Source organism: Actinokineospora lacus, assembly GCF_053813445.1.
In genome coordinates this window covers 71,244-93,691 of sequence record NZ_JBQERA010000012.1, presented here as the reverse complement: position 1 = coordinate 93,691, position 22,448 = coordinate 71,244, and the positions used below count along the sequence as shown (strand labels likewise).

The 22,448-nt window shown below is 72.1% G+C and carries 15 protein-coding genes; 8 read left to right on the top strand and 7 right to left on the bottom strand.

All coding sequences use genetic code 11. The features are described from left to right. Nucleotides 1–69: 69 nt before the first annotated feature. Entirely contained in the window at nt 70–351 is a 282-nt protein-coding gene (locus ACTG9Q_RS26395; protein WP_455575605.1) for a metal-sensitive transcriptional regulator, read from the top strand. Nucleotides 352–404: 53 nt separating this feature from the next. Here ACTG9Q_RS26395 and pulA read toward each other — a convergent pair whose 3' ends face one another. Then, entirely contained in the window at nt 405–6,074 is a 5,670-nt protein-coding gene (gene pulA, locus ACTG9Q_RS26390) for a pullulanase-type alpha-1,6-glucosidase (RefSeq protein WP_455575604.1), read from the bottom strand. Nucleotides 6,075–6,299: 225 nt separating this feature from the next. Continuing rightward, nucleotides 6,300–7,532 carry a PP2C family protein-serine/threonine phosphatase gene (locus ACTG9Q_RS26385; RefSeq protein ID WP_455575603.1) on the bottom strand — a complete coding sequence of 411 codons (1,233 nt, stop codon included), beginning with the start codon at nt 7,530–7,532 and terminating at the stop codon, nt 6,300–6,302. Nucleotides 7,533–7,750: 218 nt separating this feature from the next. Between ACTG9Q_RS26385 and ACTG9Q_RS26380 the strand changes: the two genes are divergently transcribed. From ACTG9Q_RS26380 to ACTG9Q_RS26370, 3 genes are all read left to right on the top strand, one after another. Beyond that, nucleotides 7,751–8,605, top strand: a complete 855-nt coding sequence (locus tag ACTG9Q_RS26380) for a TIGR04222 domain-containing membrane protein (RefSeq protein WP_455575602.1) — start codon at nt 7,751–7,753, stop codon at nt 8,603–8,605. Between the two features lie 196 nt (nt 8,606–8,801). After that, nucleotides 8,802–10,001: a phosphotransferase family protein gene (locus ACTG9Q_RS26375; protein WP_455575601.1), complete on the top strand. Its 1,200-nt coding sequence runs from the start codon at nt 8,802–8,804 to the stop codon at nt 9,999–10,001. Between the two features lie 420 nt (nt 10,002–10,421). Further along, nucleotides 10,422–11,249: a winged helix-turn-helix transcriptional regulator gene (locus ACTG9Q_RS26370; RefSeq protein WP_455575600.1), complete on the top strand. Its 828-nt coding sequence runs from the start codon at nt 10,422–10,424 to the stop codon at nt 11,247–11,249. Nucleotides 11,250–11,472: 223 nt separating this feature from the next. Here ACTG9Q_RS26370 and ACTG9Q_RS26365 read toward each other — a convergent pair whose 3' ends face one another. From ACTG9Q_RS26365 to ACTG9Q_RS26355, 3 genes are all read right to left on the bottom strand, one after another. After that, nucleotides 11,473–12,243 (bottom strand): helix-turn-helix transcriptional regulator, encoded by a 771-nt coding sequence (locus tag ACTG9Q_RS26365; RefSeq protein WP_455575599.1) that lies wholly within the window; start codon nt 12,241–12,243, stop codon nt 11,473–11,475. A gap of 197 nt (nt 12,244–12,440) precedes the next feature. After that, nucleotides 12,441–13,028, bottom strand: a complete 588-nt coding sequence (locus ACTG9Q_RS26360) for a thiamine pyrophosphate-dependent enzyme (RefSeq protein ID WP_455575598.1) — start codon at nt 13,026–13,028, stop codon at nt 12,441–12,443. Beyond that, nucleotides 13,025–13,543, bottom strand: coding sequence for a hypothetical protein (locus ACTG9Q_RS26355; RefSeq protein WP_455575597.1), 519 nt, complete (start codon nt 13,541–13,543; stop codon nt 13,025–13,027). Before ACTG9Q_RS26355 ends, ACTG9Q_RS26360 begins: the two co-directional genes overlap by 4 nt. 362 nt (nt 13,544–13,905) lie before the next feature. Between ACTG9Q_RS26355 and ACTG9Q_RS26350 the strand changes: the two genes are divergently transcribed. The 4 genes from ACTG9Q_RS26350 (at nt 13,906) to ACTG9Q_RS26335 (ending at nt 20,293) form a co-directional block, all read left to right on the top strand. After that, on the top strand, nt 13,906–14,103 hold the full coding sequence (locus tag ACTG9Q_RS26350) for a hypothetical protein (RefSeq protein WP_455575596.1): 198 nt from the start codon (nt 13,906–13,908) through the stop codon (nt 14,101–14,103). Continuing rightward, nucleotides 14,103–16,373, top strand: coding sequence for a TOMM precursor leader peptide-binding protein (locus tag ACTG9Q_RS26345; protein WP_455575595.1), 2,271 nt, complete (start codon nt 14,103–14,105; stop codon nt 16,371–16,373). The genes ACTG9Q_RS26350 and ACTG9Q_RS26345 overlap by 1 nt, the downstream gene beginning before the upstream one ends. 90 nt (nt 16,374–16,463) lie before the next feature. Further along, a complete protein-coding gene (locus ACTG9Q_RS26340) occupies nt 16,464–17,909 on the top strand; it encodes a SagB family peptide dehydrogenase (protein ID WP_455575594.1) in 1,446 nt (481 codons plus the stop codon). Between the two features lie 68 nt (nt 17,910–17,977). Next, a complete protein-coding gene (locus tag ACTG9Q_RS26335; RefSeq protein WP_455575593.1) occupies nt 17,978–20,293 on the top strand; it encodes a sensor histidine kinase in 2,316 nt (771 codons plus the stop codon). Between the two features lie 323 nt (nt 20,294–20,616). Here ACTG9Q_RS26335 and ACTG9Q_RS26330 read toward each other — a convergent pair whose 3' ends face one another. Together ACTG9Q_RS26330 and ACTG9Q_RS26325 are read right to left on the bottom strand one after the other, a co-directional pair. Continuing rightward, nucleotides 20,617–21,222, bottom strand: a complete 606-nt coding sequence (locus ACTG9Q_RS26330) for a response regulator transcription factor (protein WP_455575592.1) — start codon at nt 21,220–21,222, stop codon at nt 20,617–20,619. Between the two features lie 116 nt (nt 21,223–21,338). Further along, a complete protein-coding gene (locus ACTG9Q_RS26325; protein WP_455575591.1) occupies nt 21,339–22,421 on the bottom strand; it encodes a carboxymuconolactone decarboxylase family protein in 1,083 nt (360 codons plus the stop codon). Nucleotides 22,422–22,448: the final 27 nt, after the last annotated feature.

Here is a 22,448-nt window from a genome sequence, read left to right as displayed (position 1 = left end):
GCCCGGCGGGGGCCCGCCGGTACCCCTCGGCGGTATTCTCGGCATTCGGATGCGCGAGGAGGGACCGCCGTGGCCATCGATGGTGACAACCGGGACGCCTATCTCAAGCGGCTGCGCCGCGTCGAGGGCCAGATCCGCGGCCTGCAGCGGATGGTGGAGCAGGACAAGTACTGCATCGACATCCTCACCCAGGTCTCCGCGGCGACCAAGGCGCTGCAGTCGTTCTCGCTGGAGCTGCTCGACGAGCACCTGGCCACCTGTGTCGTCCAGGCCGCCGCGGCGGGCGGCGAGGAGGCCGACCTGAAGGTGAAGGAAGCCTCGGCCGCCATCGCGCGGCTGGTGCGGTCCTGACGCGCTGAGGAGCCCCCCGCCCACCGGGCGAGGGGCTCCTCAGCGGCCGGGGCTCAGCGCTGCAGGACCACCACCGAGCGGGCCGGGACGGTCGCGGTCGTCGCGGTGACCTCGGTGTCGGCGGCGTCGGCGCTCAGCGGGTGCGCGGTCCAGCCCGCCGCCGGGGTGGTGACGGTCTGGGCGCTCGGGTAGGGGTTGACCACCACGAGCAGGCCTGCGCGGCCCGGGTCGGCGTCGCGGCCCGCGGTGTCGTCCAGGTGTGCGACGACGATGCCCGCCGTGGCGGCCGGGAAGCTGAGCTTGGCCTGCACCTGGGCCGCGTCGGCCAGGGTGAACAGCGGCGACGACGCGCGCAGGCGCAGCAGCTCCAGGGTGTCGGTGACGCTGTCGCGCATGTCGGCCTGGCCGGGGCGCAGGGCCGGGTCCGCCAGCAGCGGGCCGTGGAAGGGCCACTTGTCCCGGTTGTCCGCCGCCGGGGGCAGGCCGCGGCCGAACCCGGAGGTGGCCAGCGTCGGGTCGTAGCCGTTGAACCAGTCCCCGGAGTCGTAGCTGTTGCGGTCGAGGGACTTCGAGCGCAGGAACTCGCTGCCCGCCAGGAGGAACGGCTGGCCCTGGCCGAGCAGGACCGGGGCGTGCGCGATCTTCTGCATCCGCACCCGGTCGGTCATCGGCGTGTCCGCAGGCAGCTTCATGGCGAGCGCGTCGTAGAGGGTCTCGTTGTCGTGGGCGTCGGAGTAGTTGACGATCTCCCCGGGCGCGGCGGCGTAGCCCGCGGGCGATCCGTTGTAGTCCACGTCCTTGCCGGTCGTCCGGGCGCCGCCGGTGCCGAGGAAGCCGAAGTCGGCGAGGTTGCCCGCCATGCCGAGCTTGACCAGGTCGGTGTAGTTGACCAGGCGGGCGTGCTGCCGCGCGGCGTCGCCGTTGGCCGGGGCGCCGTTGGGGTCGCCCGCCAGGCCGGAGGCCAGGCCCTGCACGCGGGGGTCCGCGTCGAAGGGGCCGCCGCCGCGGACGGCGTCGCGCTGGCGGTCGCTGAAGGTGGCGACGCCGGTGCCCGCCATGTTCGGCTGCGTGGCCTGCGTGAACCGGGCGTTGCCCGCCACCTCGCCGAAGTCCCAGCCCTCGCCGTAGAGCCGGATGGCGCCGCCGTCCACCCCGTCGCGCTCGACGGTCAGGGTGTCGAGCGCGGCGCGCACGGCGAGGATGTTCGCCTTGGGGTGGTGGCCCATCAGGTCGAACCGGAAGCCGTCCACTTTGTACGTCCGCGCCCAGTGCAGCACCGAGTCCACGACCAGCTTGCCCATCATCGCGTTCTCCGGCGCGGTGTTGGCGCAGCAGGTGGAGGTCGCGACCGCGCCGAGGGCGTCCAGGCGCTGGTAGTAGCCGGGGACGACCTTGTCCAGCACGGAGGACGCCGCGTCACCGGAGGCGGTGGTGTGGTTGTAGACCACGTCCACCACGACCTTGTTCCCGTTGCCGTGCAGCGCCTGCACCATCTCCCGGTACTGGCGCACCCGCGCCGGGCCGGACTGGGCGTCGTCGGTGGCGTAGGCGCCCTCGGGCACATCGAAGTGCAGCGGGTCGTAGCCCCAGTTGAACCCGTCGGCCGCGGCGGCGGCCGTGACGCATTCCTGCTGCTCGGCCGAGTCCGGCGGCAGCGCGGCGAGGTCGCACGCCGGGCTGGTCTGGTCGGCGCGGCGCTCGGGGATGCTGGCGATGTCGAAGGTCGGCTGCAGGTGCACGGTGTCCAGGCCCGCGTCGGCCAGCGCGCGCAGGTGCGCCATGCCCGCGGAGTCGCGGTGGGTGAAGGCGCGGTAGGTGCCGCGCTCGGCCTCGGGCACGGACGCGTCGGCGATGGAGAAGTCGCGCACGTGCAGCTCGGTGATGCCGTGCTCGGTCGGGTCCGCGCCCAGGCCGTGCGCGACCTCGGTGTCCCACCCCGGCGGGGTGGCGGCGGCGAGGTCGGCGAACTGGGAGTGCGTGGAGTCCACCGACAGCGCCACCGAGTACGGGTCGGTGACCACCACCGTGCGGACCTCGCGCTCCGACGGCGACCACCCGGTCACCTCGAACTGGTAGTACCGGTCCCGCCACGCTCCCCGGCCCGACCACGACCCGGTGGCCGCGTCCCTGCTCAGCGCCACGACCTCGGCGGGCGCGGCGTCCCTGGCGGGCGGCGCCGTGCCGAACAGGCGCAGCGTGACCGCGGTCGCCGTCGGCGCCCAGAGCCGCACCGACGCCTTGTCCCCGGAGACGGTGGGGCGGTAGTCCAGGGCGGTGGCGGCGCCGTAGCGGTCATCGATGGCGCCGGCGATCTGGGTGCCCGTGGCGTGCCGCAGCCCGCCGTTGGCGTCGACGTGCACCGCGACCTGCTGGGCGCCGATGGCCTCATCGATGCGGGTGGTGTCGCGGACCTTGAACACCGGCTTGCCCGCCAGGTGCGGGAACCGGTCGTCGTCCAGCGTGCCGTCGGCGATCAAGCGCAGGAACCTGCCGCCGACGACGCGCCCGTCGACCAGCCTGACGCCGCCCGCGGGGTCGTAGCGCACGTGGTAGCCGTCGGAGGCGGCCACCGGCACGTCCCACACCAGCCGGTCGCGGCTCACCCACACCGCCTTCGCGGTGCCGAGGTCGGCGTCGGCCGCGGGGGCGGTCGACGGCGGCAGCACGTAGGAGGCCGTGCCGTCCTGGCGGGCGGAGCCGGAGACGAACCACACCTCGTGCCCGGTGCTGCCCACGTCGAGGAACTGGTCGGCGCCCGGGTCCTTGGTGTCGCCCTTGTGGATGATGTGGCTCAGCCCGGCCGCGCCCGGCGCCAGCGGCACCGACCAGGTGATGCCGAAGCCGTCCTCGCCGTCCTTGGGCCGCGACTGCGTCCACCCGGGGCTCGGTTCCAGCGAGCCGGTCCAGTGGTAGAGCACCCAGTCGGTGTAGTCGCCGTCGGGGCGGTGGTAGTGGATGACCGCGCGGTTCTCCGCGGCGGCGCGGCTGGGGTGCACGCGGTCGCCGACCACCCACGCCGATCCGCCGGTGGCCTTGCCGCTCGCGACCGCCTGCCCGTCCCTGACCACGCTGAAGTCCAGCGGGACGCTCGTCGCGGGCACGGTGGCGACCGCGCCGAAACCGTCGCGGGCGGCGAAGGGCACGTCCCGTCCCGCGGCGCGCACGACGGCTCCCGCCGCGTCGCCGCGCAGGTGCACCGTCACCCGCCCGGTGGCGGCGACCTCGCTGGGGTACGCGTCGGCCTTGCCCTGGTCGACCCACACCTGCGGGGTGACCGCCGGGTCGATGACCCGGTCGCCGCCGTCCTTCTCGTCGCCCTTGTGCACCACGGTGCCCACCGAGCGCGCGCCCGGCTTGAGCTTGACCCACGCGAACCGGCCGTACGGGGTCTCGCCCGCGAAGGGCACGCCCGCCGCCCAGTCCGTGGGCTGCTCGACGTCGCCCCACACGTGCAGCTTCCAGCCGTCGTAGTCGCCCGCGGTCCGCCGGTAGTGCACGACCAGCCAGTCCGGGCTGCCGGTCGACGGGCCGCCCGAGGGCGGCGCGGGGACCAGGGTGACGCCCGCGCCGTCCGCGCCGAGCCCGCCGTGGCCGTCGGCGACCACGACCCGGAACTCGACCCGCTTGCCCGCCGACGCCCCCGGCAGGCCCGCGACGTCGGCGTACACCCGGTACGGCGCGGTGTCGTCGGTGCCCAGCACCGTCCAGTCGGCGCTGCCCTCGACCTTCGCGGCGAAGGTGGCCTGCGCGAACGCCGCGTTGACGCCGTCGGCGCGCAGCTCGACCCGCTCGTTCAGCACGGTTCCCGCCGCCGGGGCGACCAGCGTCGGGCTGATACCGCCCGCCGGGACGCGGTTGGCCGACTCCAGCACCAGCGCCGACATCGGCGGCACGCTCACCCGCACGGTGCCCTGCGCCGAGGACACCGGACCGGCGCCGCGGCCGGGGAAGACGGTGCTGTAGCGCAGGTTCGGGGCGGCGACCGGCACGTCGACCTCGGCGGCCGCGGCGCCGGAGTTGGCCACCACGACGAACTCCTGGAGCCTGCTCCTGTCCGTGCGGCTGAAGGCGATCACGTCGCCCTCGGCCAGGCGCAGGGTCTGGTTCCCGGTGCGCCACACGGTGTCGCGGTCGACGAAGTCGGCCAGCTCGCGCAGCTGCTTGTACAGCGGGTGGTTGGGGCGGAAGTTGTCCTGCGCGCCCGTGCGCCCACCGCCGACGAACGCCTCGGCGGCGTACTCCGGGGTGCTGCTGGCGAACATGCTCTGGCGGGCCAGCTTGTCCCCGCCCGAGCCCGCCATGCCCTGCTCGTCGCCGTAGTACACCACCGGGTTGCCGCGCCAGAGGTACATCAGCGCGTTGCCCAGGCGCAGGCGCTCCAGCAGCTCGGCGTCGGTGATGCCCGGGCGCTCCTGGCGCAGCTGCCAGGCGATGCGGCCCATGTCGTGGTTGCCGAGGAAGGTGGGCAGGGAGTTGGCGTTGGAGTCGGCGTCGGTGTAGCGGTCGTCCTCCAGCAGCACCTCGCCGAGGCGGGCCGATCCCTTGCCCGCCAGGAAGGTCAGCGCGCCGCTCTGGAACGGGAAGTCCAGAGTGGACTGCATGCCGCCGGTGGTGGTGTAGCTGGAGGTCAGCGCGGTGTCGGAGCTGTAGACCTCGCCGAAGACGAAGAAGTCCCGCTTGCCCCTGCCCGCCGCGTAGGACTTCACGTGCGGGGCCAGCGCCTGCCAGAACTCCATGTTGACGTGCTTGACGGTGTCGACCCGGTAGCCGTCGATGTCGAGGGTGTCGATCCAGGAGGTGAAGATGTCCTTCATCCCCTCGACCACCCGCGGGTCCTCGGTCATGAGGTCGTCGAGGCCGGAGAAGTCGCCGTACTCGGTGGACTCGCCGCTGAAGGTCGAGTCGCCGCGGTTGTGGTACAGCGCGGGGTCGTTGAGCCAGGCCGGTGTCTTCGCGGTGCGGTCGGCCTCGCCGCGGAAGACCGGCGTGTAGGGATAGGAGATGGCCGGGTCGAGCCTGGGGAAGTCCGGTTCGCCCGCGGCGGCCTTGATGTCGACGGGGTTGCCCGCGGCGTCGAGGTAGGGCTGCGCGCCGGTGCTGATGTACTCGCGCCTGCCCTCGGCGTAATCGATGATGTCGGCGGTGTGGTTGGCGACGATGTCGAAGAAGACCTTCAGGCCGAGGCGGTGCGCTTCGGCGATCACCGCGCGCATGTCCTCCGTGGTGCCGAAGTGCGGGTCGAAGCGGGTGAAGTCGGTGGTCCAGTAGCCGTGGTAGCCCGCGGAGACGTCCGCGCCGCTGCCCTGCACCCAGCGGTTGGCGAACATCGGGGTCATCCAGATGGCGGTGACGCCCATGCCGTCGAGGTAGCCCAGCTTCTGCCGCAGGCCCTTGAGGTCGCCGCCGTGGTAGAAGCCCTTGTCGGCGGGGTCGAACCCGTGGACGAGGCGGTCGCGGCTGGGGGAGCCGCCCCGGTCGTTGCGCCGGTCCCCGTTGGCGAAGCGGTCGGGCATGACGAAGTAGAACCGTTCGCCGCTGAGGTCCCCGCGCAGGGCGTCGCGGGCCAGGGCGTCATCGCCAGCCCGGGTGCCCGCGCCGATGTCGGTGACCTCACCGACCGCCAGCGGCCCCACGGGTTCCTGCGCCACCGCGGGCTGTCCGGGAACGATGACCCCGGCGCCGACCACGAGCACGGCCAGGGCAGACCTCAGGCGCCGACCCATGGGCGACCTCCTTGTCGTCGCAAGTCCTTGCAGGGCGGGTTCCGCCAGGCTGGTGCACACAATCATGTCGGGAGGCAGCTGGCAAGACCCTTTCGCTGCAACCTCTTGCGCACGGTTGCGAAACGTCATGCCTGTCCGGCGGTTCGACACGCCGGTTCGCTCGCACAAGGGACAGCGCCGCCACGTCGGCCGCTGGTGGGCGGCCACGACGGGCTCGGTGGTGGGCTACGAGCCGTGGTTGGGGTGTGACCGTCCGGGTGAGGCGGTGTCCGTGTCGGCGCCGTGGTCGGCCTGGCGTTCGGTGCGGTCGGTCCCGTGCCAGTCCAGGCACAGCACGGTGGCGTCGTCCTGGAGCTGGTCGCGGCAGGCGTGCCGCACCGCCCTGGTCGCCGCCCGCACCACCTCCCGGGTGTGCAGCCCCTCGGTGCGGCGGATCACCGCGGGCAGGTCGGCGTCGGCGGCGGCGCGCTCGACCATGCCGTCGGTGAGCAGCACCAGCCGGTCGCCGGGGCGAAGGTCCAGCCGCTGCACCCGGTACTGGTGCGGGGCGAAGCCGAAGAGCGGGTCGATCTCCAGCTGGACCGGCTCGACCACGCCGTCGCGCAGCAGCAGCGGCGCGGGGTGTCCGGCGTTGACCAGCTCGACCGCTCCGGTGTGCAGGTCCACGCGCAGCAGCTGCCCGGTCGCCAGCGACCCCTGGCCGTGGTGCAGCAGTGCCTGGTTGGCCTGCCGCGCCTGCTCGGGCAGGTCGCATCCGTCTCGGCGGGCCCCGCGCAGCGCACCGACCAGCAGGGTCGCGGTCAGCGCCGAGGCCACGTCGTGACCGACGGCATCGGTGATCGACATGTACAGGGTGTCGCGGTCCAGGGTGTAGTCGTAGGTGTCGCCGCCGATGTCGTCGGCGGGCACCAGGCCGCCCGCGACGGTGAACTGGGCCGCCTCGCAGCAGGACGCGGTGGGCAGCAGTTGGTGCTGGATCTCCGCGGCGAGGCTCACCGGGGTGGTGCGCCTGCCGCAGTGGTAGCGGTCGGTGAAGCGGCGATCGGTGACGATGACGTAGGCCAGCATGTGCGCGGCCTGCCCCAACTGGACCAGCACCTGCTCATCGAGCACGGGCACCGTCACCTCCAGCACGCCGACGCAGTCGCCGCGGTTGGTCACCGGCAGCACCACCCGCACCTCGTCGCAGTCCCGCTCCTGCCACGGCCGCTGGGTGCGCAACACCTCCTCGTAGGCGCTGCCCCGCAGATCGACGAGATCCTCGACGCGCCCGTCCGGGTCCTCCATGGTCGAGGTCAGCCGCACCAGCCGCTCATCGGCGAGATCGACCAACAGGAACGACACGTCGAAGGCCCCCAGCCGCTTCGCCAAGTCGCGCGCGACGACCTCGACCGACCCTCCCGGCGGGGCGCTCTCCGCCGCCGCCAGCACATCACCGGGCCCCAACACGCCATCCATGCCAACCTCCGATCACCCAGGGCCACCCAACCACACCACCCGGTGCGACAAGACCACCAGCGGCTCGCGGACCGCGCACCCCGGTCAACGCCGCTGCCGGTACGCCCACACCGAGGAGCACAGGCCGCTGCCCGGACCTGGTTTCGTGTCGCAGGTCAGTCGGGTGCCGATCGTGGTGAACGCGGGCGGGCGTCGCGCGTCCCCTGATCATGAGTGCTGTGCAGTTGTGGATCGTCCTGTGGGGTGTGTTGGTCGTGATGGTGGCGGCCCCGGTCGTCGCCGATCATGTGCGGGCTCGTGGGAGGTCGGTTGGGCAGGCCGAGGCGGAGTGGGATTCCGTGACGGCGGGGCTGCTCTTCGGTGGGCCGGGCCGGGCGGTGGACGCGGCGATCACGGACATGGTCGCCCAGGGCTCGCTCGTGCCCAACGAGCGCGGCAACCTGCGTGCCGCGCCGAACGCCAGTGCGCGTCCTGGCGATCCGGTGACGCAGGCCGTGCTGCGGGCCACGCGCGTCATCCCCACTCCCGTCGCGAAGCTGCGGGAGATCGTGGTGAAGAACCTGGAGGGGCACCTCCGCAAGCGGTACACGCACCTGCGGGACGCCGGGCTGGTCTGGAAGAACGGGGCCTGGGCGGCTGTCGCCCCCGTCGTGTACAGCGTGACCTGCGTGATCACGGCATTCCTGGTGACGATGGTGGTTTCCGGCGTGACGACGGACTACCTCGACACCCACCTCGTGACCGCGGGCCCCTGGTCGTGGGTCGCGGTGCTCGCCGGGCTGGGGTTCGCGGCCGCGGTGACGCTGGGCCGGGACGGGGTGTCCTCGCCGGACCCGCGCACGACCCTCGGGCACGCCTGCGGGCGGCTGCTCGTCCGCCGGGCCGCCGACAAGCCCGGGCTCGTGGTGGCCGTGCTCGGGTTGGGCGCGGTCGAGGTGGACAAGGCCGCGAAAAGCGCGCTGGGGGCCGCCACCCACGACACCGGGTGGGCGCCGCGGCCGGGCCGGATGTCGCTGCCCTCGGCCCGCCTCGCGCGCGAGTTGACCCGGCACATCAAGCCGACGGCCACCTGAGGGATCAGTCCTCGTCCCGAACACGGCAGGGACCGACCCGCTCCCGCGAACCCGCGAGGTCGGCAAGATCTGGTCGAGTCCGTGCCGACGGCCACCGGTGTCATCCTCGCCACCTACCGACCACGTTCGCGGGCCGCGAATTGAACGCTCTCCCATTCGCGACGCCCAACTGGGGCGGACACGCCATGCTGATGCGGTGACCACCGACCTGGCGCTGCTGACCGGACCCGCCGCAGGCGACCTCATCGGCGCGGCGCTGCGCGGCTCGGGGGTGGAGCTGCTGGACTGGGCGGCCACCCAGGTCGACCACCAGCCCGGCCGGGGCACCACGGTCGGCTACGCGGCGCGGCTGCGGATGGCCGACGGGTCCACGGCCGACGAGGTGCTGGGCGCGTCCTCGCGCGCGCTGCCCGTGCCGCTGCCCGCCGGGGTGGTGCGGATCGGGTCGGTGGCCCTGTGGCGGTTCCCCAACGACCCCGACCTGCCCGGGCTGCCGGTCGCGTGCGACCCGGCGCTGCTGCGGCGGGTGTGCGCGGGGATCGGGTGGGAAGCCGACCGGATCGAGGTGCGGGTGGTGGCCTACCGGCCGCGGCGTCGCGCCGTGGTGCGGGCGAACACCTCGGGCGGGGTGCTGTACGTGAAGGCCGTGCGGCCCGACCGCGCCCGCGGACTGCACCGGCGGCACCGCCTGGCATCGGCGGCGGGAGTGCCGGTCCCGCCCGCGCTGGGCTGGTCGGCCGACGGGCTCGTGCTGCTGGCGGGCCTGCCGGGGCGCACGCTGCGCGGCCACATCGTCCGGCCCGGCGCGGTGGACCCGCTGGACTCGCCCGGCCCGCTGGTGGACAGCATCGTCACCACGCTGGCGCGCCTGCCCGCCGAACTGGCCACCGGCGCGCGCAGGCGCACCTGGGGGCAGCGGGCCCGCCACTACGCCGGGGTGATCGCCGCCGCGGACGCCGCGCTGGCGCCGAGGGCGCTGGCCGTGGCCGCCGCGGTGGACCACTCGGCGCCGCAGTCGCCGGATGTCGCCGTGCACGGCGACTTCTACGAGAGCCAGCTCCTGGTCGCGGGCGGCGTCGTCACCGGTCTGCTGGACATCGACACCGCGGGCCGCGGCGAGCGGCTCGACGACGCCGCCTGCCTGCTGGCCCACCTGAGTGTCCTGACCCAGATCCACCCGCACCGCGCCGCCGCCGTCGAGCGCCTCGGCGCGGCGCTGCTGGAGCGCTTCGCCGCGGAGTTGGACGGCGCGGCCCTCGCCCGGCGGACCGCGGCGGTCGTGCTGTCCCTGGCGACCGGCCCGCACCGGGTGCAGGAGTCCCGGTGGCGGACCAAGACCGCCGACCGCCTCGCCTTGGCGGAGCGGTGGCTCGACCACGCGGCGGGTCTTGCCTGATGGGCCGGCCGTCAATCGCGTGGCTGCCGTGTTTTCCGGAGCAAGTTCGCACAAACCCGCACCGCGGTGGGAATGCGTCCGAACGCGCCGGTTCCGGGCACATGGGGAGTTGTGGGCGGAGGCTCCGGCGGTAATCGGCCCCGGATGGCGTCCGATCCGTGATCTATTCATACCCCTGACGGGAATCCGTCACAAAACAATGGTGTCCGAATACCGGCACCCCGGTTCGGGGGACACTCGCACTGGTGGTTGTCCTCTGCGATTCTGGATCAAGCGGGCGAGGTCGAAAAGGCCGAACGCACGGGCAAAGATGCGGCTCCGGACTCCTAGCCAGCAGTATGGGCTGATGCGAGGCCCAGGTGCACGCGTGTGGTTTCGGGCTCGCATCGAAATGCGGGACGAGAGGAATGGACGCGGGCAATGACTGATAGCAAGTGGAAGTTGGTCGTGGACCGGCAGGGCGTCACGATCACGGGCGACAAGTTCCAGCTCACCGCGGCCAACCAGGCGGCGACCGACACCGACCTGCTCGACGCGCAGACCGAGATGGGCGTGATGGACCCGGCGCAGATCGAGGGCATCATCAGCGAGCTGCAGTCCATCAACCGCCGCACGTACGGGCAGTTCTGCGGGCTCTCGCACGCCGCGGAGATGGTCGGCGAGCGCTGGGGCATGCTGATCATCCGGGACCTGCTCATCGGTCCCAAGCGCTTCAGCGAGCTCAGCGAGGGCCTGCCGCTGCTGTCCCCGGACATCCTCAGCGCGCGGCTGCGGGAGATGGAGCACTTCGGGGTCCTCAAGGCGACCCCGTCGGCCACCGAGGAGAGCGTGGTCCGCTATGAGCTGACCGACTACGGCCAGGAGCTCGACGGCGTCATGCGCGCCTTCGGCCGCTGGGGCGCCCGCACGCTCAACACCCCGCGTCCCGAGGAGATCGTCACGATCAACGGCCTCATCATGGCCGTGCGCTCGTGCTTCCGCGGTGACGCGGTCGCCGACATCTCGATGAGCTTCGAGATGACGGTCGACGACATGGTCGTCAGCGGCACCATCGCCGGTGGCGCCATCACCGCGGTCGAGGGCCCGAACCTGGCCGCCGACCTGCGCATCGAGCCGGGCTTGGCGGTCAAGGACATCCTGACCGGCCAGGCCACCGGCGACTCGCTGCGCGCCGACGAGAACCTGTCCTACGTGGGCGACCCCGCCCTGCTCGACGACTTCGCCAGGGCGTTCTCGCTGGACAGCTGAAAGACCCCGCACGACAAGACGTAGCGCAGACCCCTGCCCACCTCGAGGATCGCGACAGGCGGATAGCGCGGCGGAGGAACCCGGTGGCCCGGCTCAGGGCCACCGGGTTCTCTTGTGCGCGGCCCCGGCCCCGTCAGGAGTGTTCCCCCGTGGACAAGGGAAACCCGCCCATGGCAAAGGCGCGGTCTCCGGGGTGTCCGGGGACCGCGCCTTGGGGGAGAACTCAGCCCGCTTCGCGCATCTGGGCGCTGCGCAGCCGCGACAGGGCCGCGGAGCGGACGTCGAGCAGCGCGGTGAGCACCGGCGGGTCGAACGTGCGCATCGGCCGCAGCCGCAGGTCGGCCAGCCGCGCGGTGATGTTCGGCCGGATGGTGATGGGGCCGTGCGTGCCCAGGTACGGCCGCGTCGAGAGCGACTCCTCCGAGCCGGGGGGCACCGAGTGGGCCAGCACGTGCCAGCTGCCGATGGGCACGTCGTGCAGCGTGTACGGGCCCGGCCGGTCGAGCACCGCGCAGCGCACCGGCGAGCCCTGCAGCATCGGGGTGGGGAACAGGCCGACGAAGACCATGCCCGCCAGGCCGTCCTCCGGGCCCGCGATGTTCCCGCGCACGGTCGGCCGCGGGGTCGTCCCCGCGAGGCCGATCTCCGGCATCTCGGTGGTGGCGCCGCGGGTGTGCCGGTAGGTGATCGGGGAGACGCCGACGCTGCTGCGGAACCGCGAGCTGAAGGTGCCGACGCTGTTGTAGCCGACCTGGTGGCTGATGTCGGCCACGGTGAGCGTGGTGGTCAGCAGTAACCGTTTCGCCTCCTCGAGGCGCATCGCGGAAAGGAACCTGCCGGGGGAGACCCCGGTGACCTTCCTGAAAACCCGGGAGAAGTGGAACTTGCTGAACATGGCCGACCGCGCCAAGTCGTCGATGGTGACGTTGTCCGCCAAGCCGTCGCGCATTGTCGTGATGGCCCGTTCGACAGCTCGCACGACCGTCTCGTCCATTGTCGCGTTCCTTTCGCCCGTTTTCGTGGTCGTGCTCCAGTGGGGGGCAGGTGGAGCGCGACTCGCGCGAGACTCCACCTGCCAATTGTCCGTGGCCCCGAGTCCGGCGCTCAAGTGTCGCTGTCATCGGGACGGATGAATTGGTTCCGATCAGGGGTGTGAATAATTCATGGGCACACCGGTGTGGACCGCACGAATCAGGCGGTCCTCGGCAGGCCGACGAGCGTGTCGTGGAATCGGCGCGCGTGCGCGGGCAGGTCCGCGACGCGGGCTTCCCCGGCCGCCGGATTCGCGGGCACGTCCGGCTCGGAGAGCAGGCAGCGCAGGAGCACCGGCCGGGTGGCCGTGCTGATGTGCCCGCGCAGCAGGGCGGCGAACCGGTCGGCCCGCGCCGTGCTGGTGACCGAGGCGTAGCCCGCCGCCCTGGCCAGCGCGCACAGGTCGGCGCGTCCGCTCGGGGAGCTGGAGTTCTGCGCCGCGGCGAACAGGCCGTCGTCGAGCACCACGTGCACGAGCGGGAGCTCGGCCAGCGTCCCGGCGGTGATCAGGCCCATCGGGTTGCGGGCCAGGCTGCCGTAGGCGTCGACCACGACCGTGGTCCTGCGGGCCTGCATGGCCACGCCGATGCCCAGCGACGAGGCCATGCCCATGCCCGCGGTCAGGTAGAGGTGGTTGCGCCGGTCGGCGATCGAGCGCGCTGTCCGGCAGCTCGCCTCGGTGGTGAACACCACGGGCTCGGCTGTCGTCGCCGCGATGATCGCGCGGATGGCGGCGGTGCGGTTCATGCCTTCCTCTCCAGTGCCGCCGGGGGGATCAGCAGGGCGGTCGGGAGGCGGCGATCACGCACCCCGTCGCGGGCCAGGTCCACCTGCGCGGCCACGGGCTTGTCCGGGTCGAACTCGACGACGTGCAGCCCGAGCCCGTCCAGCAGCGGCCGGGTGATGCGCGAGAGCAGCATCGCCTCGGCCGGGTGGCCCTCGGGCTCGGAGCGCACGTTGACCGCGAGCAGGATCGGGATGCGGTAGGGCACCACGAGCGAGGCGATCGCCCCGAGCGAGGGGCCCAGGCCGTGGTTCTGCATCAGGACCACCGGGCTGTGCCCGGTGAACGCCGCGCCGGCCGCCACGCCGATCGCGTTGTCCTCCCGGGCCACGGTGAATACGCCCGGCCCGGCGTCCAGGGCGCTGTACAGCGGCGACATCACGGCGCACGGTGTGCCGTAGAAGGGACCGAATTCCGCCGACACCAGCGCCTGGGATAATTCCCCGGCGAGGTCGACCTTTTGCGCGAAAGGTGTCATCGCGGCTCCCCCGTCCGTTCGTTAACTGGACTTAGTCCGCAGTTGGACTCCGTTGGGTCTATCACGGTTTTCGTCGAACTTTGTTCGGGCGCTGTATCGGATTTTCGACTTTGCTTCGCCGAGTCGATTGACCAGAGGTGTGGGACCGGTGTTGACTGGCCGCTCGTCGACCCATCCGACAGTCTCAGCAATACACCGCCCGCGACAGTGCGCGTGGCACGCCTCGGCAAGGAATCCCGAGGTCAGCGGGTATGAAAAAGACACATGCCCCCGGTGAGCCCTGCACTGGCAGTGTTCGGGTGCGGACTCGGAAGATCTAACTACCCACTGATTCCGCCCACCAAACAAACTGGAGTGCCGTGATGAGCACCGCCGTAGTGGACAGCGTGAGGGCACAGTTAGCGATTTTGGGCCTCGATGACGTCGCTTTACGCAGCCAATCGGCGCAGATCGAGATCGACCGTTTCGACTACTGGAGCAACTCCGCCGGGGTGGTCGCGGGTAGTTCCACCATGAGCACCTTCTGCGGTGCCGACGCCCCGAGTCTCCTGGCTGCCTGATGTCCGCCGCAGGCGCCGGAGACCTTCCCCGTGTCGGTTTCAAGCAGCACATCAGGGCCGAGGTCTCGGCCACCGAAGGTGCCTACCTGTTCTCGGAGCACGACTTGACCCTGCTCCAAGGCGCCCAGGTGGAGTCGGTCGTGACTCTGCTGGACGGTACTCGCGATGTGGCGACCGTCTTGGAGTCCATGCCGGTGGGCGTCACCCGCGAGCAGGCCGCGGGCGTCCTCGCCAAGCTGTCCGCCGCGGGCCTGATCTCCCTGCGGTCCGATTCGGGAAACGGTGACGCCTGCGCGGCGGCGTATTGGGAGGCGGCGGGCCTCGACGGGGGAAACGCGGAGGTCCAGACCGCGTGCTCCACGGTCCGGCTCGTCGTCTTGGGCGAGGTCTGCGGCGCGGCGGCGGAATCAGCGCTGCGCGCCGCGGGGCTCGTCGTGCACACCGACGGCGGGGTTGGGGACACCGACCTCACCGTCGTGCTCTGCGCGGACTACCTCGACCCGGCCTTCGCCGCGATCGACGCCGAGCAGCGCGCCGCGGGACGGCCGTGGCTGCCCGCCAAGACCGTCGGCACGAAGGTGTGGATCGGTCCGGTTTTCGACCCGACCCGGCCGGGGTGCTGGCACTGCCTCTCAACGCGCCTCTGGGACAACCGGATGGCGGAGAAGTGCGCCCAGACTGCGCTGGGCCGCTCCGGCCCCGCCCCGAGCCCGATCGTCGCGATCGCGCCGAGCAGTGGTGCCGCCAGCCAGCTGGTCGCCATGGAAGCGGCCAAGTGGCTTGCCGGGTACCGCCATGAGAACCAGCGTTCGGTGTGGACACTGGACACCCTCGACCTCTCCGGCCAGCGCCACGCGCTCCCGGTCCGGCCGCAGTGCGGCACGTGCGGCGACCCCGACATCGTCCGGGCACGCGGGCACCAGCCGGTCCGGCTGGTGCCCCGCGCGCGGGTGACCGAGGGCGGCGGCGGATACCGGGCGATGTCCTCGGAGCAGACGATGGCCGCCTACGGCCACCTGGTGAGCCCGGTGACCGGCATCGTCAAGGAGATCGCCAGGGACTCGCGCGGCCCGGAGTTCTTCAACTCCTTCCGCTCCGGGGCGAACGTCGCCTCCCACACCAACCTCGGTGTGCTGCGCGAGACGCTGCGCATGTCCAACGGCGGCAAGGGGACCACCCCGGCCGAGGCCGAGGTCGGCGCCCTGTGCGAGGCCATCGAGCGGTACTCCGGGATATACCACGGGGACCAGGCACGGGTCCGCGGCAGCCTGCTCAGCCTCGGCGAGCCCGCCATCCACCCCAACGACGTGATGCTCTACGACGAGCGCCAGTACCGCGACCGAGCCGAGTGGAACCGCACCCACGCCGGGTTCCAATGGGTGTGCGCGCCGTTCGACCCGGCGGCGGAGCTGGACTGGAGCCCGATCTGGTCGCTCACCCAGCAGCGGCACCGCCTGCTGCCCACCGGCCTGCTCTACTTCGGCGCGCCGGGGGCGGGCATGGTGCGCCCGGACTCCAACGGCAACGCCGCGGGGTCCAGCCTGGAGGACGCCGTGCTCCAGGGGATGCTCGAACTCGTCGAACGCGACGCGGTCGCGCTGTGGTGGTACAACCGCACCCGCGTGCCGGGAGTGGACCTCGACGCCTTCGCCGACCCGTGGATCGACCGGCTCCGCGCGGTCCACGCCGAACTCGGCCGCCAGGTCTGGGTGCTGGACCTGACCTCCGACGTCGGGGTGCCCACCATGGTCGCGCTCTCGCGCCGGGCGGGCACGCCCACCGAGGACATCGTCATGGGCTTCGGCGCGCACCTCGACCCCGCCCTCGCGCTGCGCCGGTCGCTGACCGAGCTCAACCAGATGATGCCGATGGTGGTCGCCGCCCGCGGCGACGGCGAGTACGACATCGACGACCCCGACGCCGTGCGCTGGTGGCGGACCGCCACCCTCGCGAACCAGCCCTACCTGCGCGCCGACCTCACCCAGGCGCCGCGCACCCCCAAGGACTACCCCCGGCACTTCTCCACCGACCTGCTCGACGACGTCACCACCGTGCGGCGCAGGCTGGAGGCCCTCGGCCTCGAGGTCCTGGTGCTCGACCAGACCCGACCGGACGTCGGCCTCCCGGTGGCCAAGGTCGTGGTGCCCGGTCTGCGCCACTTCTGGTCCCGGTTCGCCCCGGGGCGGCTCTACGACGTTCCGGTCCGGCTCGGACACCGCGCTGTTCCCGCCGACTACTCGGAGCTGAACCCCATGCCCATGTTCCTGTGACCGCGCGCGGCGCGCAGGACGACAAGTGATCGGAGCGAGACATTGTCCAGGGAGTCCGGCCGGTCCGCGCCGCGGATCCGGTTGTGGTCGTTGTCCGAGGACGTCCTCGTGGAGGGCGACGAAGGCAACGACCACGTCGTCGTCATCACCCGCTGGGGTGAGATCAAGATTGACGACCCGGACGGGACGGCGCGGGAGTCGCTGAACCGGATGAGCCTGGGCCCGGTCTCGCTGGACAACGTGGTCTCGGAGAAGAACGACACGGCTGCGGAGAAGTGGGTGCGGCTCGACCGCGTGCTCGCCAAGCTGGGCGGCTCGGTCGTGCACTCCCTCGGCGCGCCGAGCGGCGGCGCGCCGATGCTGTCGGTGGTGCCCGTCGCGCGCGACGCGGCGTTCGCCCTCGCCGAGGTCGACCCGACCATGCCCGTGCGGCTGTCCCGGTTCGCCGCCCTGCGCAGCAGCGACGGCGAGCTGCTGGTGGAGTCGCCGCTGGCGCGCTTCCAGGTCGTGCTGCACCGGCGCATGGTCTCGCGCGTCGTCGTGGCCACCTGTGCGGCGACGACCATCGCCGAACTGGCCCTGGGCCTGGACATCGAACAGGACGTGGTCGCCGACATCGTCACCTACCTGGTGGCCACCGGGATCGTCCTGCTGGGCAGGTGGCAGGACCGCGAACCCGTCCCGATACCGCGCTTCGCCGAAGACGCCGACCCCGCCCTGGTCCGGTGGTCGCACCACGACCTGCTCTTCCACGCCCGCACCAGGATGGGCCGTCATGGCGGGCTCACCGGGGTCACGTTCCCGCACGCGGAGACCTCCCCGCCGCCGTCGGTGGTCAAGACGACGCGGACCGGGCCGCGGTTCGCCCTGCACCGGCCCTCCGCGCAGGACCTGGCCGCGGGCGACCCACCGCTGCTCGCCGTGGTGGAGAACACCCGGCTGTGCCAGGAGATGGGCGGCCCGGTCACCGCCGACCAGGTCGGCGAGCTGCTGTTCCGGGCGGCCCGCGTGCGGTCGGTCTCGCCCGCCTCGGCGGGCGGCGACCACGTCTACGAGGTGTCGGACCGCCCGTACCTCAGCATCAACGGGCTCTACGAACTCGAGTTGTACTTGTGTGTCAACGAAGCCGCGGGGCTGCCGCGCGGAATCTTCCACTACAACCCGCAGGAACACGCCCTGACCCTGGTGCGCGACGCCGAGCCCGCCATGGTCGAGGTGCTGGAGAACGCGATGATCGGGACCGGGGGAGCGCACTGGCCCCCTGCTATGATCACGATCACCGCGCGGGTGGCGCGGTCGTCGTGGATGTACGGGGGAATCGCGTACTCGCTGACCCTGACCCACGTCGGCGCCCTGCAGCAGATGCTGTGCATCTCGGCGACGGCGATGGGTCTGGCGGCGTGCGTGCCCGCGATCGACCCGGGGGACGCCATCGATACCGCATTGGGCCTGGAATGGCCAGCGGAAGTGGGCGTTGGCGAGTTCGTCTTCGGGAACCGGCAAGTCCGCTCAGCACGGTCTGGGACCCCCCTATAATCCCAGATGACCACAGACGGTGAGGGCAGCTCGACTTCTGCGGTCATTCCTTGGGAGGGGAGGGCTCGGTGACGGAACCCGCTCGGTCGTCCGACGCCGCGTCTGCCGACGCGAGCGGTCCCGGGGATATCTGGCGTGCCCCGCTGCTGGCTCCGAAGGTGGCCAGGGGGATCGTGCTCGCCGCCTTCGCGGCGTTCTGCGCGATCGCGTTCACCTTCGTGGTCTACGCGGGCACGCCGTTCTGGGAATGTGTCCTGGCCGCAGTCTACCTGGTGATAATTTTCGCACTGCAGGTCTACTTTGGCAGACCGGAGACGCAGGTCCGAGCCCCGCTGGCGTACGCGGTGCTGCTGGCCCAGGCGTTCCTCGTCGTGGTGCCGCTGACCCAGTTCGGCCAGGCGTGGGTGGCAATGCCCGTCCTCTTGGCGGCCAACGCGGTGCTGGTGCTGCCCGCCCGCGTCGGCTGGCCGATGTTCGGCCTGGTCCTCGGCGTGATGGTGTTCGTGCAGTGGCTGCTCGGCGGCACACTGTCCAACCTGGGCGAAGTGCTCTTGGGCGGCACGCTGGGCGCGCTGGAGTTCTACGGCCTGACCAGGCTGGCCCGGCTGATCACGCTCGTCCACGCCGCCCGTGCCGAACTCGGCGAGGCGGCGGTGGCAGGCGAGCGGCTGCGGTTCGCCAGGGACCTGCACGACCTGTTGGGGCTGAGCCTGTCCACCGTCGGGCCGAAGGTGGTGGTGGCGCAGGAGGTGATGGCGACCGAGCCCGAGCGGGCCCGCGCCGAGCTGGGGGAGATCCTCACCATCGCCCGGCACGCGCTCGCCGATGTCCGCCTGGTCGCCAGCGGCTACCGGGAGACCTCGCTCAATGAGGAATCCCGCACTGTGGAATCCATTCTGGCCGATTCCGACATCGATGTCCGGATCGACGTCAGCCACGGGGAATTACCGGTGCCCGTGCGCACCCTCGCGGTCGCGGTGCTGCGCGCGGGCGCCTCCGAGGTCCTGCAGCGCGAGGCGGTGAACTCCTGCTCGATCACGATGCGCCGGGCGGGCGACGCGGTCGAACTCGACATCGTCGACGACGGCGAGCCCGAGGAGAGCGAGGCGACGCTGCCGTGCACGCCGCCGGACACCGCCGACACCCTCATCGCCAGGGTGCAGGCCGTCGGCGGGTCGCTGAGCCGCACCACGCTGGCCAAGGGGGGCGGCACCCGGCTGCGGCTGCGGATGCCGCTGGGCCAGAGCGCCGAGGGCGAGTTCGCCCCCTCCCCGTCCGACGAGCAGACCCCGCGGGCGATCAGCCAGCTGGCGGGCTGGCTCATGCCCGCGGTGTTCATCGGGTTCGTGGTGACCGGGGTGCTCATCGCCGTGCTCGGCGGCCGGGACGCGCGCACGGTGCTGATCATCGCGGGTTTCGCCGTCGCGTCCCTGGTCGTCCAGCTGTTCTACGTGAGCCGCGTCGACCTGCACATCAGGCCGCCGATGAGCTACCTGGTGCTGCTCCTGCAGGCGTTCCTGGTGTACATGCCACTGCTCCTGATCGGTCCGGCGTGGTGGAGCGTGCCCGGTTTCCTCGCGGGTTCGGCGCTGTTGCTGCTGCGCCCCGCCGCGGGGTGGCTGGTCTTCATCGCGGTCCTGGTGAGCGTTCCCGTGGCCAAGGCCGCGAACCTCGTCCACCCGCTGATCGTCGCCAACACCGCGGGCGGCCTGCTGATCACCGGGCTCGTCGTCTACGGCCTGACCTGGATGGGCCGCGCGGTCTACCAGCTGCGCGCCGCGCGCGTGGAGTTGGCCAGGATCGCGGTGGCCGACGAGCGGATGCGCTTCGCCCGCGACCTGCACGACCTGCTCGGCCTGAGCCTCTCGGCCATCACCCTGAAGACGGAGCTGGCCCAGCGGCTGATGGCGGTGGACCAGGACCGCGCCCGCCAGGAGCTGGCCGAGATCATCGACATCTCCCGCCTGGCGCTGGCCGACGTGCGCCTGGTGGCCAACGGCTACCGCGAGCTGTCCCTCAACGAGGAGTCCCGCTCGGCGGAGTCGGTGCTCGTCGCCGCGGACGTCGACGTGCGCCTGGAGATGCACTACGGGGAGCTGAGCCCCGAGGTCCGCACCGTCCTGGCGACCGTGCTGCGCGAGGGCGTGACCAACGTGCTGCGCCACAGCGCCAAGGGCGCCCGCTGCGAGATCACCGTGCGCCAGGTCGACCGGATGGTCACCATGGAGATCGTCAACAACGGCGTCGCCGGGCAGCCCGGCCTGTCGCCGGGGGGCAGTGGGCTGCGCAACCTCTCCGCGCGCGTGGCCCGGCTGGGCGGTCAGCTGACCGCCGGGCTCTCTCCCGACGGCACCTTCCGCCTCAGCGCCAGGGTTCCTTCGTAGCGTGACGCGCTACGCGCGTCACGACCCCATGAGCACGCCCCTGCACACAACAACGCCACCCTCTCGGGATATCCTAAAACGCCCTAACCACCCCACCGCCACCAACAACGCGCGCCCCCAGCACCGACTGTTGTTGAAAACCCGAGTCAGCCCCAGCACCGAAACCCGAGCCACCCCCAGCATTGAAACCCAAGCCACCCCAGCACCGACCGTTATCGAAACCCGAGCCCCCCGGCACTTTTCACCGATCCCACGCGTGCCCTCAGCACCGACCGTTGACGGCCGAGCCGCCCGGCACATTTCCCATCCCCGAAACTGCCGGTCTACAGCCACCCGGCTTCCCGCGCGATCCTGATGGCGTCCACCCGGTTGCGGGCGTTGAGCTTGCTGACGATCGTCGTCAGGTAGTTCCGGACGGTCCCCGCCGACAGGTACAGCCGGGCGGCGATGTCGACGGCGTTGAGCCCGCCCGCCGCCAGTTGCAGCACCTCGATCTCCCGCCCGGTCAGCGGGCAGTCCGCCCCGTCCCACGCGGCCAGCGCCAGGTCGCCGTCGACCACCCGCCGCCCGGCGGCCACGCCGCGGATGGCGTTGGCCAGCTTGTCGGCGGGGGCGTCCTTGAGCAGGAAGCCGCCGACGCGGGCGGCCAGGGCGCGGCGCAGGGTGCCGGGGCGCCCGAGGCTGGTCAGGATCAGGGTTCGGCACTGGGGGAGCTGCTCGTGCAGCTCGGTGGCCGCGGTGAGGCCGTCCTTGCCGGGCAGGTCGATGTCGATGACGGCGACGTCGGCGTTGGTGGAGCGGGCGAAGGAGAGGATCTCGTCGCCGGAGGCGACCTCGGCGACCACGTCGACATCGGGTTCGAGGTTCAGCAGGGCCACCAGCGCCCCGCGGACCATGTGCATGTCCTCGGCTATCAAGACCCTGATCACATTGTGCGCCTCTCCGAAGCCCTTCTACTGTTCTACCACCCTCGGCGGCCCAGACCTGCCCGCCGACCGGCCCCACCCCGTGCGGGCCGGTTACCGGCGAATGGCGGTTGCCAAGACTACAGCGAGTGGTGCGTCGAGCACGCGCAATCCGCGAAAGCGCGGCCGTCGACATGGGTCACCCCGGCCGTCCCCTGGCCGAGCCTGCGCGCGGCGGCGAGGGCTGACCACGAGGTCAGGGCGATCAGGTCGGCGTCGGTCCGCCCGGCGCGGTAGTCGTCCACGATCGTGTCGTCCACTTGGTAGGCGGCCTTGGCGGTCAGCAGGGCGAGCACTCCCGCGGCGTGCGACTCCGACGGCAGCGCGGCGACGGCGTCGTAGGCCCACGCTCGACTGAGGCCGACCGGCGCGCCGTCCCAGTTGTCCAGTTCGGCGGTGACGAGGGCGCGCACGTCGGCGGGCACCACGCGGCCCCCGAGCTCGTCGACGGCGCTGTACGCGCGGGCGAAGGCGTCGGTGATGACCGGGTTCGCCGCGGCCCAGGCCAGGTCGGGCGGGGGCGCGGCGGCGGGCAGGAAGTCCAGCGAGCGGCCCGGCCGGTGCGACTTGGCCGCGTGCGGGCGCATGACCCGGCCGAGCACCCGGCGGGCGGTCTCGCGCGCGCCCGCGGGCATGGCGGGGGGCAGCGGGGAGTCGCCGAGGAAGACGCTGACCACGCGGTTGAGGTAGTGGAAGGTGACCGCGGTGCCGATGTACTCCGGGGCCTGCGCGCAGGAGAACGGTGCGGTACCGCCACCGCCGCCGGTGCGCGCCCACTCGGTCGCCAGGGCCAGCTCCGCGGGGTCCACATCGGATGATCCGGCCACCGCTGGGCCCGACAGCCCGGCGAGGGTGGCCGAGTGGACTTCGACGCAGTACGGGCACCGGTTGCGCTCGGACACCCCGGAGGCCACCGCCTCCTTCACCGCCCGGCTGACCGCGCCACTGGCCACCAGCGACTCGCGCAGCAGCACCCACGAGGCCGCCAGCGCGGTGGGCGCCGCGGTGTGCAGGGCGATGGGCGGGGCGAGCATGCCGAAGTCGCGTTCAACCTGCCGGTGCACGCCGACGGCGAGGTCGCCGCCGTGCCCGGGGCGCACGCGGGAGACGTGCCGGATCTGGGTGAGGGTGCGACGCAAGGCCAGACGGATCAGGGTGCCCATGGCGTTTCCCTTTCCGATACGGAGGGG

Bases quoted from the DNA above. Each gene is read 5' to 3' on its own strand.
- ACTG9Q_RS26345 (WP_455575595.1), top strand. From the start codon at position 14,103: ATGTCCGCCGCAGGCGCCGGAGACCTTCCCCGTGTCGGTTTCAAGCAG.
- ACTG9Q_RS26370 (WP_455575600.1), top strand. From the start codon at position 10,422: ATGACTGATAGCAAGTGGAAGTTGGTCGTGGACCGGCAGGGCGTCACG.
- ACTG9Q_RS26355 (WP_455575597.1), bottom strand. From the start codon at position 13,543: ATGACACCTTTCGCGCAAAAGGTCGACCTCGCCGGGGAATTATCCCAG.
- pulA (WP_455575604.1), bottom strand. From the start codon at position 6,074: ATGGGTCGGCGCCTGAGGTCTGCCCTGGCCGTGCTCGTGGTCGGCGCC.
- ACTG9Q_RS26325 (WP_455575591.1), bottom strand. From the start codon at position 22,421: ATGGGCACCCTGATCCGTCTGGCCTTGCGTCGCACCCTCACCCAGATC.
- ACTG9Q_RS26350 (WP_455575596.1), top strand. From the start codon at position 13,906: ATGAGCACCGCCGTAGTGGACAGCGTGAGGGCACAGTTAGCGATTTTG.
- ACTG9Q_RS26385 (WP_455575603.1), bottom strand. From the start codon at position 7,532: ATGGATGGCGTGTTGGGGCCCGGTGATGTGCTGGCGGCGGCGGAGAGC.
- ACTG9Q_RS26360 (WP_455575598.1), bottom strand. From the start codon at position 13,028: ATGAACCGCACCGCCGCCATCCGCGCGATCATCGCGGCGACGACAGCC.
- ACTG9Q_RS26365 (WP_455575599.1), bottom strand. From the start codon at position 12,243: ATGGACGAGACGGTCGTGCGAGCTGTCGAACGGGCCATCACGACAATG.